This window comes from Azospirillum sp. B21 (genome assembly GCF_008364825.1).
Classification (GTDB): domain Bacteria; phylum Pseudomonadota; class Alphaproteobacteria; order Azospirillales; family Azospirillaceae; genus Azospirillum.
The window spans coordinates 849,771-864,063 of record NZ_VTTO01000001.1; the positions used below are offsets into that span (position 1 = coordinate 849,771).

The following is a 14,293-nucleotide window of genomic DNA, read 5'->3' on the forward strand; positions in this document are numbered from 1 at the left end:
GCGGTCTGCACGCCGCCCGTGCGGCGAATCGTCAGGCTGCCGACTGCTTCAATGGGGGATAGTCGGTGTAGCCATGCTGGTCGCCGCCATAGAAGGTCTTCTGGTCCGGCTCGGCCAGGGGGGCGTCGATGCGCAGCCGCTCCACCAGGTCGGGGTTGGCGATGAAGGGGCGGCCGAAGGCGATCATGTCGGCATGGCCGCTGGCCGTCGCCTGGATCGCCATGGCACGGTCATAAACGTTGTTGGCCATGTAGCGCCCCTTGTAGAGCCCCCGCAGCTCGGCGAGGTCACCGCCGAATCCGGGATGCGGACCGCGGGTCACGCCTTCGATCATGTGCAGATAGGCGAGACCGTAATCGTTCAGCCGGCGGATCACCGGGCTGAAGGTGCCGACCGGGTCGCTTTCCTGTGCATCGTTGGCCGGGCTCAGCGGCGACAGGCGGATGCCGACGCGGTCGGCCCCGGCCTCCGCCACCACGGCGTCCAGCACCTCGAACAGGAAGCGGGCGCGATTCTCGACCGAGCCGCCATAGGCGTCGGTGCGCTTGTTGGTGCCGTCGCGCAGGAACTGGTCGATCAGATAGCCGTTGGCGGCATGCACCTCGACCATGTCGAATCCGGCCGCCAGCGCATTGCGGGTAGCCTTGCGGTAATCCTCGACGATGCCCGGCAGTTCGGAGATGTCCAGCGCGCGCGGAGCCGGGATGTCCTTGAAGCCGTCGACGGTGAAGGCCTTCATCTCCGGCTTCACCGCCGAGGGCGCCACCGGCAGGGCGCCGCCCGGCTGCAGGTCGGGGTGGGAGATGCGCCCGACATGCCACAGCTGCAGGCAGATGTGCCCGCCCCTGGCATGGACGGCGTCGGTCACCAGCTTCCAGCCCGCCACCTGTTCGGCGCTGTGGATGCCGGGGGTGTAGGCATAGCCCTTGCCCTGCGGCGAGATCTGCGTCGCCTCGGCGATGATCAGGCCGGCGCTGGCACGCTGGGCGTAATACTCGGCATTCATCGCGGTCGGCACGCCGGTGGCGTTGTCGGTGCGGCTGCGGGTCAGCGGTGCCATGGCGATGCGGTTGGGCAGGCTGTAGCGCCCGATCGTCACCGGCTGGAACAGGGGGGCCGCGTCCTGGCTGTCCGTCATGTCCGATCCATTCAGATGGTTAAACTGGACAGAAGAGTGTGGCCCGGCCTCCGCCATCGGCAAGGTGCCGATTGGCCGCAGCGGGCGACTGGACAGCATGGCTGCCATACCGCCGGCCGCCGGGCCGCGGGACCTTTCGCCCCGCCCGGCGGTTATTCCCGACAGCCCCAGACCACCAGTCCAAGACCACCAGCAAATGGGATCGCCGATGCAGCAGCGCTGGCCCGACCGACTCTGGATCGTCCGCCATGGCGAGAGCGCCGGAAACGTCGCGCGCGATGCGGCGCACGCGGCCGGCCTCGTCCGGATCGACATCGACGAACGCGACGTCGACGTTCCTCTCAGCCAGTTGGGGGAGCGGCAGTCCGACGCGCTCGGCCGCTGGTTCGCCGCCATGCCGGTGGAGGAACGGCCCGACGTGGTCCTGACCTCGCCCTACCGCCGGGCCCTGCGCACGGCGGAGCGGCTGCACCAGGCCGGCGGCCTGCCGGTCGATCCGACCGACTTCGTGATCGACGAGCGGCTGCGGGAGAAGGAGTTCGGCGTCCTCGACCGGCTGACCACCGCCGGCATCCGGCAGGAGTTCCCGGAGCAGGCCGAATTCCGCCGCCTTCTGGGCAAATTCTATCACCGCCCGCCGGGGGGCGAGAGCTGGTGCGACGTGATTCTTCGGCTGCGCAGCGCGCTCGACACCATCAGTCTGCATCACGGCGAACGGCGGGTGCTGATCGTCGGGCATCAGGTGGTGGTGCTATGCCTGCGTTACCTGCTGGAGAACATGACGGAGGACGAGATCCTGGCCATCGACGCGGCCGGCGACGTCGCCAACTGCTCCGTCACCGAATACCGGTTCGACGCCAAGGCCGGGCCTCGTGGCGGGCTGTGCCTGCACCGCTACAACTTCGTCGCTCCGCTGGAGGAGGCCGGCGCTCCGGTCACCGCCGAGCCGGACGCCGCCGTCGCGGCCCGATAGGGAACACGCCCGTGGATCGTATCGAGGAAATTGCCGTCACCGCTGAGTTGCTGCGCGGCATGCCCCTGCCGCAGCCGGACGGCGACGGCGACAAGGAAACCCGCGGCCGGGTGCTGGTTATCGCCGGCAGCGTGCCGGTGCCGGGCGGCGCCCTGCTGGCCGGGATCGGCGCCTTGCGGGCGGGCGCCGGCAAACTGCAGATCGCCACCGCCGCCAGCATCGCCCCGCATCTGGGCCTCGCCCTGCCCGAGGCGCTCGTCGCCGGCCTGCCGGAAACGGCGGAGGGCGGTATCGCCGCCGAGTCGGGCAAGGCGCTGGCCGAGCGGGCATCGCGCTGCGACACCGTGCTGATCGGCCCCGGCATGATGGATGAGGCGGCGGTGGCGGAGTTGACCGCCGATCTGCTGACCCGGCTGGAAGCGGCTGGAGACCCGGCCGGCGGCGGGCCACGCTTCGTGCTTGATGCGGGGGCGCTGGCCGGGTTGGGCCGTGACCCGGGGCCGGTGCAGCGGCATGCGGGCCATGTGGTGATCACCCCCCATGCCGGCGAAATGGCCGGGCTGCTGGGCTGCTCCCGCGAGCAGGTGGAGGCCGACCCGCTAGCCACTGCCCGGCAGGTAGCCGACCATCTAAAGGCAGTGGTGGCGCTGAAGGGGAGCTGCACCCGCATTGTCACGCCGGACGGACATGCCTGGGCCTATCGCGGCGGGACGGTGGGGCTCGCCACCTCCGGTTCCGGCGATACGCTAGCCGGGATCGTCGCCGGCCTGCTGGCCCGCGGCGCGAGCCCGGAGCAGGCCGCCGTCTGGGGCGTCTACCTGCATGGCGAGGCCGGCAACCGGCTGAGCCGCCGGATCGGCCCGCTCGGCTTCCTCGCCCGCGAACTGCTGGCGGAAATCCCGGCGGCGATGGCGGCCCTGGCCGAGGGGGCGGAAAGCGATTGACCGCCTCAGCGCGCCGGAGCGCTGGCCGGAGCGGGCGCCGCGGCCGGGGCCGGCGGCAGAGCCGGGGTGGCGGGGACAGCGTTGAACGTCCGGGGCTGGGCTGGCGCAACCTCGGCCGACAGGGCGGCGTCGCGGTCGCGGCAGCGGTCGACCACCTTCTGGCCGCAGTTCATGAAGCCCAGATCCTTGTTCAGGCAGACCCTGACTTCCGACACGTCGCGGCGGGAACAGACGACCGCCACCCCCTCCGCGGTCAGGCCGGGATTGGCCTCCAGGAACAGGCGCTCCACCTGGATCGCCGGCACGGTCGGACCGGGCGTCTTCAGCGGATCGGGAATCGCGACCTTGGCGGCGGCGGCGCGCAGCTTGGCGAAATAATCGGTGGCGTTCAGACCGGAACAGGTCCCGTGCTTGCGCCACTGATGCATCATCAACCCGACGCTGGGCATCACCGGCATGGTCTGGTCCACCACCGCCTTAGGCACGTTGCGGTCGCGGGTGCAGGTTGCGGGATAGCTGCCGTCAGTGTATTGCGGCCACAGGCCATGGACGACGAAGCCGTATTTCCGCTCGCCGCACTGATCGGGATCGGGGCCGTTCCTGTCGCGGGCGCAGTAGGTCGGCGACCAGGACAGCGACAGGATGTAGTAATCGAAGGCGCCTGGCTCCGCCTTTCTTTGCGCCCATGCGGGGCTTGCGGCGAACAGTCCGGCAACCAGAACGGACAGGGCGGCGGCGATGGCGCTGCGCATGACGAGTCTTCCCACGGCTGTGCTTCCCAGCGTTGCATACCATGGAAGGAGGTTGCTGTCGCGGGGTCTCGACACCAGTATCACTCGGCCGGACGGCTGCTCCCCGCCTTCGGCATCGGTGTTTCGCCACAATGGCCTGCGTCGCTTCATCGGGTATAGTCATCGGCATGTTCACCTTGTCCGCCCCGATGCTTCTGCGCGCCTATGCCGCCGGTATCTTCCCGATGGCCGAAAGCGCGGAGTCGCGGGAACTCCACTGGTTCGATCCGGAACGCCGCGGCATCCTGCCGCTGGACGCCTTCCATGTGCCGCGCAGCCTGCGCAAGACCCTGCGCCGCGGCCCGTTCGAACTGCGCTTCGACAGCGCCTTCCGCGCGGTGATCGAGGGTTGTGCCGAATCGACGGAGGATCGGCCGAAGACCTGGATCAACGACGACATCATCCGTCTCTATGGCGAACTGTTCGACGCCGGATTCGCCCACAGCGTGGAATGCTGGCGTGACGGCCGGCTGGTCGGCGGGCTCTATGGGGTGTCGATCGGCGGCGCCTATTTCGGCGAAAGCATGTTCAGCCGCGAGACCGGGGCCAGCAAGGTGGCGCTGGTCCATCTCGTCGCCCGCCTGCGCGCCGCCGGATTCGCCCTGCTCGACACCCAGTTCGTGACCGAGCATCTGTGCCGATTCGGCGCCGTAGAGATCCCCCGCACCGACTACCGCCGCCGCCTTGCCGCCGCGATGGAGCGCAAGACGGACTTCCGCGGCGTCGACCAGCAGGCGGCGCTGGCGGATTTGTTGGAGTCGGCGTCGGGTTAGCCCGCCCGGTGGAACACGCCCCCGCATTGGGGGGCCGGCACACCGGTGGTCGCCGGCAGACTGAGCGGCAGCCCGAGCCGGCTGCGCACTGCGAGATAGCCGAAGGCCTGGGCCTCCAGCGCGTCGCCGTCCCAGCCGACCAGATCGGCCGAGTCGACGGGCACCCCCAGCCGGTCGGCCAGCATTGCCATCAGCGTGGCATTGTGGCGGCCGCCGCCGCAGACCAGCCAGCGCACCGGCGGGGCCGGCAGGTGGCCCACGATGCGGGCGACCGAGTCGGCAGTAAAGGCGGTCAGGGTCGCGGCCCCGTCGGAGGCGGACAGGGCGGCCACCGGCGCCGGGTCGAAGGCGTCGCGGTCCAGCGACTTGGGCGCGGGGCGGTCGAACCAGGGATGGGCCATCAAGGCGGCCAGCGCCGGATTGTCCACTTGGCCGGTCGCCGCCAGCGCCCCGCCGGCATCGAAGCGGCCGAGGCCATGGCGCAGCACCCAATCGTCGATCAGGGCGTTGCCCGGCCCGGTATCGCAGGCCACGACCTCCGCTTCCCCGTCCGAAGTCTCGGGACCGATCCAGCTGACGTTGGCGACGCCGCCGATGTTGAGGACGGCGAGCGGGCGCGCCAGCCCATGCGCCAGTGCGCGGTGGAACAACGGGACCAGCGGCGCCCCCTGCCCGCCCGCGGCCACGTCGGCGCTGCGGAAGTCGTTGACCACGGCGATGCCGGTCGCCGCGGCCAGCCGGGCGCCGTCGCCGATCTGCCGGGTGATCCGCCGGTCCGGGTCGTGATGGATGGTGTGGCCGTGGAAACCGATCAGTTCGACCTCGGCCGGCGCCACGCCCGCCTGATCCAGCAGGCGGCGCACCGCATCGGCATGGGCATCGGTCAGCTCGCGCTCGACCTCCGCCACTGGCCCACCATTGTCGGTCCTGCCGAGGCAACCACGCAACCGCGCACGGAAGCCGTCGTCATAGGGAATGGTCAGGAAGGAGAGCGCCTCCACCCGGTCACGCCCGTCGGTGCGCAGCAGGGCGGCGTCGATGCCGTCCATCGACGTGCCGCTCATCAGGCCGACGACGGTCCGCAGCCCCTCCCCGACATTTCCCTCCCGGTTCTTCATCGTCCGCTCCGCGCCCGCTTTGGTGACGGGCGCAGTCTAGAATCTGTCGGACGCTTATCAAAGCATCCGACAGACTTCAGGCTTTTGGAGCTAGCTGAGCCAAAGCTGCAGCATCAGCCGGTCGCGGTTGGTCGGCGGCACGGCGCGGTGGTAGCAGGAAGTGTCCTCCAGGAAGCCGGTGCCGGCCGGCCCCTCCACCAGCAGGATGCGGTCGCGGGCGAAGCGGGTGAACAGCTCCTCGTCGCGGGCATTGGCCGAGCCCAGCAGCATGCGCAGCGACTTGCCGTGATGGCTGCCGCGGACCAGCTCATGCTCCCCCGCACCGGGGCTGACGTCGGTCAGGTAGAACTGGGCCGAGCAGAAATGGAAGTCGTGAACGTCGTAATGCCAGTCGATGGTCTGGCCCAGTTGCCGGCGCTCATCGTCGGTGGCGTCGGTGACGAAGCTCCAGAACAGGCGCGGAATGATCTTGGTTGCGGGGAATCCCAGGAAGGCCCCGGCGCATTCCATCAGCAGCGGGTCGCGGCAGACCCGTCGCACCGCCGGGCAGTCCAGCGGATCGGGAACGACGCCCATCACCGCGGGCGAGCCGTCGGCAAGCCGGCCCTTGCGAACCTCGTGGCGGTAGAACATCCGCTCGTCGCGCAGCCGCCGCTGCAGGGGGGAATGGGTGGCGAACTCCACCATCTCCTCCACCATCGCCCAGGGCAGGTCGAAGCCCGTGGCGATCGAGTCGCGGCGCAGCTCGGCCAGCGCCCGGTCCGCGGTCTGCCCGGTGAACAGGCTGACCGGAAGGGTCGGCAGGGCGACCGGTGGCCCGGCCGGGGCACGCTGACGTGATCGGGGGGAAAGACGGCGCAAGGCGCTGTAACCGCGCCTGACCGATTCGAAGCGGCCGAGGGCATAGTGGAACTCTCCGGCGACGAGGCGCCGGGCAATATTCGCAACGTTCATTGGTCGTGCATCCCTGGGGCAGCCGAAGGACCAAAACCGCGGTGGGTTGCGCGGCCTCTGGTGCGGGAATGCACGGAGTGTAGGCAGGTTTGGGGCGATTCTAAAAATACCCTTGTGGCGTACGCCCACGCGCCGGAGGAATAGCCGGGGCGGCGGGGCGGCCATCCCTTACGGCTCATGCCGGGAGAAAACGGCACCCCGCCTTCACGCGACAGGTTACAGCGCCTGCACGGCCTTCAGCACCGCCGCGACATGGCCGGTCACCTTCACCTTGCGCCAGACGTTGCGGACCACGCCGTCCTTGTCGATCAGGAAGGTGGCGCGGTCGATGCCCATGTATTTGCGGCCATACATGCTCTTCTCGACCCAGGTGCCATAGGCCTCGCAGACGCTGCCGTCGGTGTCGGAGGCGAGCGTGAAGGTCAGCTCATGCTTGGCCTTGAACTTGTCGTGGCTGGCGACGCTGTCCTTGGACACGCCGATCACCACCGCATCGACGGCGGAAAAGTCGGGCAGCTGGTCGCGAAAGCCGCAGGCCTCCGACGTGCAGCCCGACGTGTCGTCCTTGGGGTAGAAATACAGAACCACCGGCTTGCCGCGCAGGGCCGACAGGGTGACGCTGCCCCCGCCGTCGGTCGGCATGGTGAAATCCGGGGCGGGCGATCCGACGTCTACGGTCATGGCTGCTCGAATGTCCTTCTTCTTGCCGGCTGGGGAAGAGAGCCCTCAGGCCGGAGGCGTGGTCGTGTTGGGTGGGGCCAGACGGCCCGCCGGTTCCTCGACCAGGGCCTTGAAATGGCCATGGGCGCGGGCGGCGACGGCACGGATTCTGTGGTCCAGTTCGGGGAAGTCAACAGCGCCAGGCTCACGCTCGTCAGGAAAGGCGGCGCGGACCAGCCCGGCCAGCAGGCTGGGCGACACCTGGTTGGGGTCCAGCACCCCCGCGGTGGTCAGCCGCAGGAAGCCCTGCACCCGCCGCCAGACCCGCAGCGTCGCTTCCAGATCCGCCGCCACCTCCGCATCCAGGGCACCGGTGCGGGCGGCGCATTGCAGCGCCTTGGCGGTGCCGATGTGCAGGATGTCCGGCCGCTCGTGGGCGAAGCGCAGTTGCAGGTACTGGGCAATGAACTCGATGTCGATCAGGCCGCCGCGGGCGTATTTGACGTTCCAGACGTTGGTCGTCCCGAACTCCTTCTCGATTCGCCGCCGCATGTCGGCGACGTCCCACAGCAGCCGGTCGGCATCGCGCGGCGCCGTCAGCACCGAACGGATGGCGGTGCAAACCCGGTCGGCCAAGGCAGGGTCGCCGCCGATCACCCGGGCGCGGGTCAGCGCCATGTGTTCCCAGGTCCAGGCGTCGGTGGTCTGGTATTTCAGAAAGGCGTCCAGCGAGGTCGCGAGCGGCCCGGCATTGCCGGACGGGCGCAGCCGCATGTCCACCTCGTAGAGCCGCCCGTCGCCCATCGGGGCGGTGATGGCGTTGGTCAGGCGCTGGGTCAGCTTGATGTAATACTCGTTGGGCGACAGAGGCTTGGCGCCGTCGGAGAGGCGCGGTCCCCCGCCGCCCCCTTGGCCGGGCGCCACGTCGTAGATGACGATCAGGTCGATGTCCGACGTGATCGTCAGCTGCCGGCTGCCCAGCTTGCCCATCGCCACCACCACCCAGGTGCCGCCGGGAATCCGGCCATGGCGCTGGGCGAACTCCTCCTCCACCCGGCGGGCGAGGTCGGGAACGACGATGTCCGCAAGGTCGGCCAGGAAGGCGCCGCAGCGGTCGCCGTCGGTGATGCCGCGCAGGATGTGGACCCCGGCGCGGAAACGCTGGTCGTTGGTCCAGCGCCGCGACAGGGTCAGCGCATCCTCGAAATCGCGGGCCACCGCCATGACGCGGGCATGGTCGTCGGCCAGCCCGTCCTCCTTGCCCGGCAGCTCATCGAAGAAGTCCGGCGACAGCACGGCGTCGAGCAGCGACGGGTTGCGCGACAGGGTCTGCGCCATCTGCGGCGCGATGCCCATGATCTCCGCCACCAGCTCCAGCAGCCAGGGATTGGCGACGAACAGCGAGAACAGCCCGACGCCCGCCGGCAGCTTGCCGAGGAAATCGTCGAAGTTCATCAGAGCCGAATCGGGGGCCGGGGTCTTGGCCAGCGCGCTCAGCAGGGCCGGCGTCAGTTCCGTCAGCAGCTCCCGTGCCCGACCGGAGCGGGTGGCGCGGTAGCGGCCGCGGTGCCAGGCCGACACCACGTTGATGACGCGGGCGGCGTCGGCGAAGCCCATGCCGCTCAGCGTCTCCACCGTGCCCGGATCGGGATCGGTTCCGGTGAAGACGAGGTTGCCGGGGCCGGAGAGCGACGGCGCCTCCTCGAACAACTCGGCATAGCGGTCCTCGACCTGCCCCAGCGTCGCCAGCAGCTCCGCCCGGAAGGCGTCCGGGTCGTCATAGCCGAGGAATGTCGCCAGATGCGCGACGCCGGCATCGTCGGCGGGAATACGGTGGGTCTGCTGGTCGTCGATCATCTGGATGCGATGTTCGACACGGCGCAGAAAATGATAGGCCCCCGCAAGATCCTCCACCGTCTGGGGCGGCACGCGCCCGACGTCGCGCAGCGCCTCGTTCGCCATCAGCGTGGGCGCGATGCGCACGCGCGGGTCGCGGCCGCCGAAGATCAGCTGCTGGGTCTGGGCGAAGAACTCGATCTCGCGGATGCCGCCGCGGCCGACCTTGATGTCGTGGCCGTTGACCGTCACTTCGCGGTGGCCCTTGTGGGCGTTGATCTGGCGCTTGATCGAATGGATGTCCTGGATGGCGGCGAAATCCAGGTTGCGGCGCCAGATGAAGGGCTCCAGGAAGCGGATGAAGGACGCCCCCGCCTCCGGGTCGCCGGCAATGGGCCGGGCCTTGATCATCGCCGCGCGTTCCCAGTTCTGGCCGACGCTGCCGTAATAAATTTCGGCCGCCGAAACGGAAACCGCCAGCGGCGTGGCGCCGGGGTCCGGCCTAAGCCGAAGGTCGGTGCGGAAGACGTAGCCGTCCTTGGTGCGTTCATCCATAATGCGGACAAGATCGCGTGCGAGCCTGATGAAAGTTCGCGCGAGGTTGTCCGGCTGGGGCGTCTGCACAACAGCGTCGTCGTACAGGACGATCAGGTCGATGTCGCTGGAATAGTTGAGTTCGCGCCCGCCAAGTTTGCCCATGCCCAACACGATCAGACCTGAGCCGATCCACGGTCGCTGCGGATCCGGCAGCGTCAGCGTCCCCGCTTCCGCGGCGCGGCGCAGCAGGAAATTCGCGGCCAGTTGGACCCCCGTCTCCGCCAGCTCCGACAGGGCGCCGGTGACGCGGAACAGCGGCCACACGCCGGCGATGTCGGCCAGCGCGATCAGCAGCGCCGCCCGCCGCTTCGCCACCCGCAATCCGGCCATCAGCCGGTCCATCGACTTTTCCCCGTCATGCTCGGCATGGAGCGCGGCGATCAGCCCGGCGAAGCCGGCGTCGAACCCGTCCTCCATCACCCGCCGGACGAAGGGCAGTTCCCGCGTCAGGATATGGCCGAGATACGGGCTGTTGCCGCACACCGCATCGACCAGCGCACGGCCGGGCTCCGAATCGGCGAAGGCCTCCGCCCAGGCCCGCGTCTCCGGCTCCGCCGTGGCGGCCTGCTGGCGCCAGCGCTCCATCCCCAGCGCCGCCTGCGCGGCGTCGAAGGGCTTCGGCAAGGGGGCGGGGAACGGGACGGGGCTGGACATGGCGACGGTCTTTCCTGCTCAAAACATGTGCAGAAAGCTGCACGCGTCGGGAGAGAACGTCAATCGGGCCGATTCGCGCGCCCTCTCCTCCCTCCCCCTCTCCTCCCGTCATGGTGCCCGATGATCCGGCGCACCGCGAAGATTCTCGGCCTGACGCTGACCGGGATCGGGGCCGTGGCGCTGGCGGCGGGCGGGCTGTTCGCCTGGCGGCTGTCACAGGGGCCGATCGCGCTCGACCCGCTGATCCCCTATGTCGAGGAGGCGCTGGGCGACCGGGACGGCCGGTTCCGCATCGATGTCGGCGAACTGGTGCTGTCGCTGGAGGATGAGGACACGCTGGAAAGCGGCGGCGGGCGGCGTCTCGACTTGCGTGCCCGGCGGGTGCAGGCGCTGAACGCCGACGGAGCGGAGCTGGCCGCGGTACCGGAAATGGGCATCGGCTTCTCCGTCGCGGCGCTGCTGCGCGGCACGCTGTCGCCGACGCGCCTCGATCTGGTCCGGCCGCGCCTCAGCGTGCTGCGGCGGGCGGACGGCAGCCTCGCCTTCGATGTGCGCTCCGACACGGACTCGGTACAGAAGCGGGAAAGCGACGGCCCCGACCTGCTGGAGGAGGCGCTGGACAGCCTGCGCCGCCCGCCCGACATCGACCGGCCGCTGGGGCTGCTGCGCCGTCTGTCGGTGGTGGGTGCCGATCTGCGGATCGAGAACCGCATGCTCGATCTCTCCTGGCACGCGACCCGGGCCGACATGATCCTGACCCGCGATGCCGAGGGTGCCCAGGGCCGCGCCCGCCTGACCCTCGATCTCGGTACGCAGAACCAGGGAGATGCGAACCGGCGCCCGGTGACCGTCGCCGCCTCCGGCCATTTCAACATCGCCGACTCCACCACCGACCTGACTCTGTCCGTCGATGGCCTGGAGCCGGCGGCGCTGGCGGAGGTCGGGCCGGCGCTGGCCCCGCTGGCCGCGGTGAAGCTGCCGCTGTCGGGCACGGTCACGGCGAAGCTCGATCCCCGGTTCGAGCCGTCGGCGCTCGACCTGAACCTGCGCGGCGGCGCCGGCACCGTCGCCCTGCCCGCCCTGCGGCCGGAACCGCTCGCCGTGCAGAACTTGGCCTTGCGCGGCAGCCTGGACGTTCCGGGACGACGGCTGCGCGTTGAGGATCTGTCGCTGATGGCGGCGTCTGCGGACCGCGGCGGACCGCTGACGCTGAACGGCCGGGGCGCGCTGACGGAGAACGACCGGGGCCGCGACCTCCAGGCATCGCTGTCGCTGACCGCCGACGGCCGGACCGCCGGGTTGGAGTTGTCGGGACAGCAGGGACCCGCCAAGGACGGGCGCGCCGCGGCGCGCCTGACCGGCGTCACTCCCACGGCGCTCGCCGGCATAGCCCCGATGCTGGAGCCGCTGAAGGCCGCCGCCCTGCCGCTGTCCGGCACCGTGGAGATCGCCTTCGATCCGTCCCTGCAGCCGACCTCCGGCAAGGCCGACCTCACCGCCGGCCAAGGGCATCTGCACCGTCCGGACCTGTTCGAAGGGCCGCTGCCCATCGAGTCGGCCCGGCTGCGCCTGCATGGCGACCGCGACCGCATCGAGTTGGACGGCCTGACGGCGGTGCTGGGCGAAGCCGGCGGGCCGCAGCCGCGGGTGGAGGCCAGCGGCACCGCCCTGCGCCAGGGTGACCGCGTGGCGGTGGAGGCGCAGGCGAGCGCGCGCGGCATGGCGCTGGACGAGTTGCGCCGCTACTGGCCGAAGATCGCCGGCCCCAACGCGCGGCAATGGGTGACCACCAACCTGTCCCACGGCACGGTGACCGAGGCGCGCGCCGAGGTGGCGCTGTCGCTGCCGCTTGATCGGCCGACCGAGCCGGAGATGACGCGTTTCCTGGCGACCATGGCCGGCGAGGACATCAGCGTCCGCTATTTCCACGACCTGACGCCGGTGACCGGCGCCGGGGTGGAGGCGACCACCGACGGCAAGACCTTCACTGTCAACACCAAGGGCGGACGCATCGCCGATCCGAAATCGGGCGACATCGAGGTCGGTGACGGCAAGGTGGTGATCGGCGGGCTGGAGACCGGCCATGAGACGATGGACATCCGCATCCCGGTCCAGGGACCGGTGCGCTCCATCCTGACCCTGCTCGACATGCCGCCGCTGGGCTATCCCACCAAGCTGGAGATGGACCCGAAACGCACCCAGGGCACGGCGGAAGCACAGCTTCACTTCGCCTTCCCGCTGCTGGTCGACCTGAAGGTGGAGCAGTTGGACCTGGAAGTGGCCGGCAAGCTGCACAAGGTGGCGGTAGAGAAGGTGGCGGCCGGGATGAACGCCACCGAGGGCGAACTGTCGCTGGCGCTCGACCTCAAGGCCATGCAGATCAAGGGCGCCACCAAACTGGACGGCATCCCCGTCACCGTGGACTGGAACGAGTCGTTCGACAGCGCGGCCAAGGGCCCGCGCACCCGCATCGCGGTGAAGGGCGACGCCACCGCCGACGACCTGCGCGCCCACGGCATCGACCTGGAAGACCGGGTGCAGGGCCCCTTCGGCGCCGACATCCTGTTCACGGTGGACCGCCGCCACAAGCTGGCGCTGACGGCGAACCTGAACCTGGAGAAGACCCGGCTGTCCATCGAGGAACTGGCCTGGGCCAAGCCACCCGGAAAGCCCGGCACCGGCAAGCTGACGCTGGAGTTCGACAAGGACCGCCCGACCCGCATCAGCAACCTGACCGTCGATGCCGGCGGGCTGAAGGCCGTCACCAACCTGGAGCTGGCCGACGGCGGCAAGCGGGTGGCACGGGTCCTGACCCCCAGCTTCAAGCTGGGCCAGACCGACCTGCGCGCCGACCTGACCGTTCTGCCCCCGGCGAAGCCCGGCGGTCCGGCCGGCGGCTATGCCGGCACCATCACCGGCGGCAGCCTGGACGCCCGCGGCCTGACCGGCAAGACGCCGTCCGGCGAGGGTGCCGTCACCCCCGACCCGCAAAAGGCCCGGAGCGGCGACGGTCGCAAGACGCCGCTGGACGTCGCCATCAAGTTCGATTCGGTGGTGTTCGGCGAGGGGCGGCGGCTGCGGCAGGTCGCCGGAACCATGCGGCGCGACACCTCGGCCTGGACCCTGCTGGACCTCACCGGGCGCAGCGAGGGCGGCGGCGTGTCGATGAAATGGCGGCCGGGGGCGCAGGGCGTCTACGATCTCGCCATCACCGCCGACGATCTGGGGTCCGCCCTGCAGGCGATGGACCTGAACGACCGCATGCGCGGCGGCCGGCTGACCCTGACCGGCAGGTCGGTGGAACCGCGGGCCGACGCCGCCATCGTCGGCAAGGCTGAAATCCGCGATTACACGTTGATCGACGTTCCGGCCCTGGCGCGCATCCTCAACGCCATCTCACCGTCGGGATTCGCCGAACTGCTGGGCGGCGGCAAGGGCATCAATTTCGGCCGCATGTCGGCGGAGTTCCGCAAGGAGGGCCGCCTGCTGACCCTGAAGGACCTGCGCACCTCGGGCTCGGCGCTCGGCCTGACGCTGGAGGGACAGGTCGATCTGGAGACGGAGACCGCCAACCTCCGCGGCACCATCGTTCCGGTCTATGGCCTGAACCGCCTGATCGGCCAGATCCCGCTGCTGGGCGACGTGCTGAGCGGCGGCGAGGGGCAGGGCATCTTCTCCGCCACCTGGCATGTCCAGGGACCGCTGTCCGACCCCGACGTGTCGGTCAACCCGCTGGCTGTGCTGGCCCCCGGTTTCCTGCGCAACCTGTTCTTCCTGGGCGGCGACGGCACACCGATGCCCGACACCCGGCCGCCGCCGGAGGCGCATACGCGGTGAGGCGTCGGCCCTGTTGTG

General features: G+C 70.0%; 10 protein-coding genes. 4 read left to right on the plus strand and 6 right to left on the minus strand.

The window, feature by feature from the left end:
• Nucleotides 1–31 precede the first annotated feature (31 nt).
• Nucleotides 32–1,138, minus strand: a complete 1,107-nt coding sequence (locus tag FZ983_RS04130) for an alkene reductase (protein ID WP_149222287.1) — start codon at nt 1,136–1,138, stop codon at nt 32–34.
• A 196-nt stretch (nt 1,139–1,334) separates the two neighbouring features.
• Here FZ983_RS04130 and FZ983_RS04135 point away from each other — a divergent pair, with 196 nt between their 5' ends.
• The gene (locus tag FZ983_RS04135) at nt 1,335–2,111 is read left to right on the plus strand and encodes a histidine phosphatase family protein (RefSeq protein ID WP_247883565.1); all 777 of its coding nucleotides are present in this window, start codon (nt 1,335–1,337) and stop codon (nt 2,109–2,111) included.
• An 11-nt stretch (nt 2,112–2,122) separates the two neighbouring features.
• Nucleotides 2,123–3,055, plus strand: coding sequence for an NAD(P)H-hydrate dehydratase (locus FZ983_RS04140; protein WP_247883566.1), 933 nt, complete (start codon nt 2,123–2,125; stop codon nt 3,053–3,055).
• A 5-nt stretch (nt 3,056–3,060) separates the two neighbouring features.
• Here the strand turns inward: FZ983_RS04140 and FZ983_RS04145 are convergent, their stop codons facing one another.
• Nucleotides 3,061–3,822, minus strand: a complete 762-nt coding sequence (locus FZ983_RS04145; protein WP_247883567.1) for a ribonuclease T2 — start codon at nt 3,820–3,822, stop codon at nt 3,061–3,063.
• 152 nt (nt 3,823–3,974) lie between these two features.
• Between FZ983_RS04145 and aat the strand changes: the two genes are divergently transcribed.
• Nucleotides 3,975–4,619 (plus strand): leucyl/phenylalanyl-tRNA--protein transferase, encoded by a 645-nt coding sequence (aat, locus tag FZ983_RS04150; protein ID WP_211102862.1) that lies wholly within the window; start codon nt 3,975–3,977, stop codon nt 4,617–4,619.
• On the opposite strand, the gene FZ983_RS04155 is transcribed toward aat, so the two are convergent.
• From FZ983_RS04155 to FZ983_RS04170, 4 genes are all read right to left on the minus strand, one after another.
• Nucleotides 4,616–5,737 (minus strand): anhydro-N-acetylmuramic acid kinase, encoded by a 1,122-nt coding sequence (locus FZ983_RS04155; protein WP_149222290.1) that lies wholly within the window; start codon nt 5,735–5,737, stop codon nt 4,616–4,618. The genes aat and FZ983_RS04155 overlap by 4 nt on opposite strands.
• A gap of 90 nt (nt 5,738–5,827) precedes the next feature.
• Nucleotides 5,828–6,691, minus strand: coding sequence for a hypothetical protein (locus FZ983_RS04160; protein ID WP_149222291.1), 864 nt, complete (start codon nt 6,689–6,691; stop codon nt 5,828–5,830).
• Between the two features lie 216 nt (nt 6,692–6,907).
• Complete coding sequence (gene bcp, locus FZ983_RS04165; RefSeq protein ID WP_111067034.1) at nt 6,908–7,372, minus strand: thioredoxin-dependent thiol peroxidase; 465 nt, start codon at nt 7,370–7,372, stop codon at nt 6,908–6,910.
• A gap of 45 nt (nt 7,373–7,417) precedes the next feature.
• Nucleotides 7,418–10,438: a bifunctional [glutamine synthetase] adenylyltransferase/[glutamine synthetase]-adenylyl-L-tyrosine phosphorylase gene (locus FZ983_RS04170; protein WP_149222292.1), complete on the minus strand. Its 3,021-nt coding sequence runs from the start codon at nt 10,436–10,438 to the stop codon at nt 7,418–7,420.
• A gap of 120 nt (nt 10,439–10,558) precedes the next feature.
• Here FZ983_RS04170 and FZ983_RS04175 point away from each other — a divergent pair, with 120 nt between their 5' ends.
• On the plus strand, nt 10,559–14,275 hold the full coding sequence (locus tag FZ983_RS04175) for a DUF3971 domain-containing protein (RefSeq protein WP_149222293.1): 3,717 nt from the start codon (nt 10,559–10,561) through the stop codon (nt 14,273–14,275).
• The last annotated feature ends 18 nt before the right edge of the window (nt 14,276–14,293 follow it).

Bases quoted from the DNA above. Each gene is read 5' to 3' on its own strand.
- FZ983_RS04130 (WP_149222287.1), bottom strand. From the start codon at position 1,138: ATGACGGACAGCCAGGACGCGGCCCCCCTGTTCCAGCCGGTGACGATC.
- FZ983_RS04135 (WP_247883565.1), top strand. From the start codon at position 1,335: ATGGGATCGCCGATGCAGCAGCGCTGGCCCGACCGACTCTGGATCGTC.
- aat (WP_211102862.1), top strand. From the start codon at position 3,975: ATGTTCACCTTGTCCGCCCCGATGCTTCTGCGCGCCTATGCCGCCGGT.
- FZ983_RS04155 (WP_149222290.1), bottom strand. From the start codon at position 5,737: ATGAAGAACCGGGAGGGAAATGTCGGGGAGGGGCTGCGGACCGTCGTC.
- FZ983_RS04160 (WP_149222291.1), bottom strand. From the start codon at position 6,691: ATGAACGTTGCGAATATTGCCCGGCGCCTCGTCGCCGGAGAGTTCCAC.
- bcp (WP_111067034.1), bottom strand. From the start codon at position 7,372: ATGACCGTAGACGTCGGATCGCCCGCCCCGGATTTCACCATGCCGACC.
- FZ983_RS04170 (WP_149222292.1), bottom strand. From the start codon at position 10,438: ATGTCCAGCCCCGTCCCGTTCCCCGCCCCCTTGCCGAAGCCCTTCGAC.
- FZ983_RS04175 (WP_149222293.1), top strand. From the start codon at position 10,559: ATGATCCGGCGCACCGCGAAGATTCTCGGCCTGACGCTGACCGGGATC.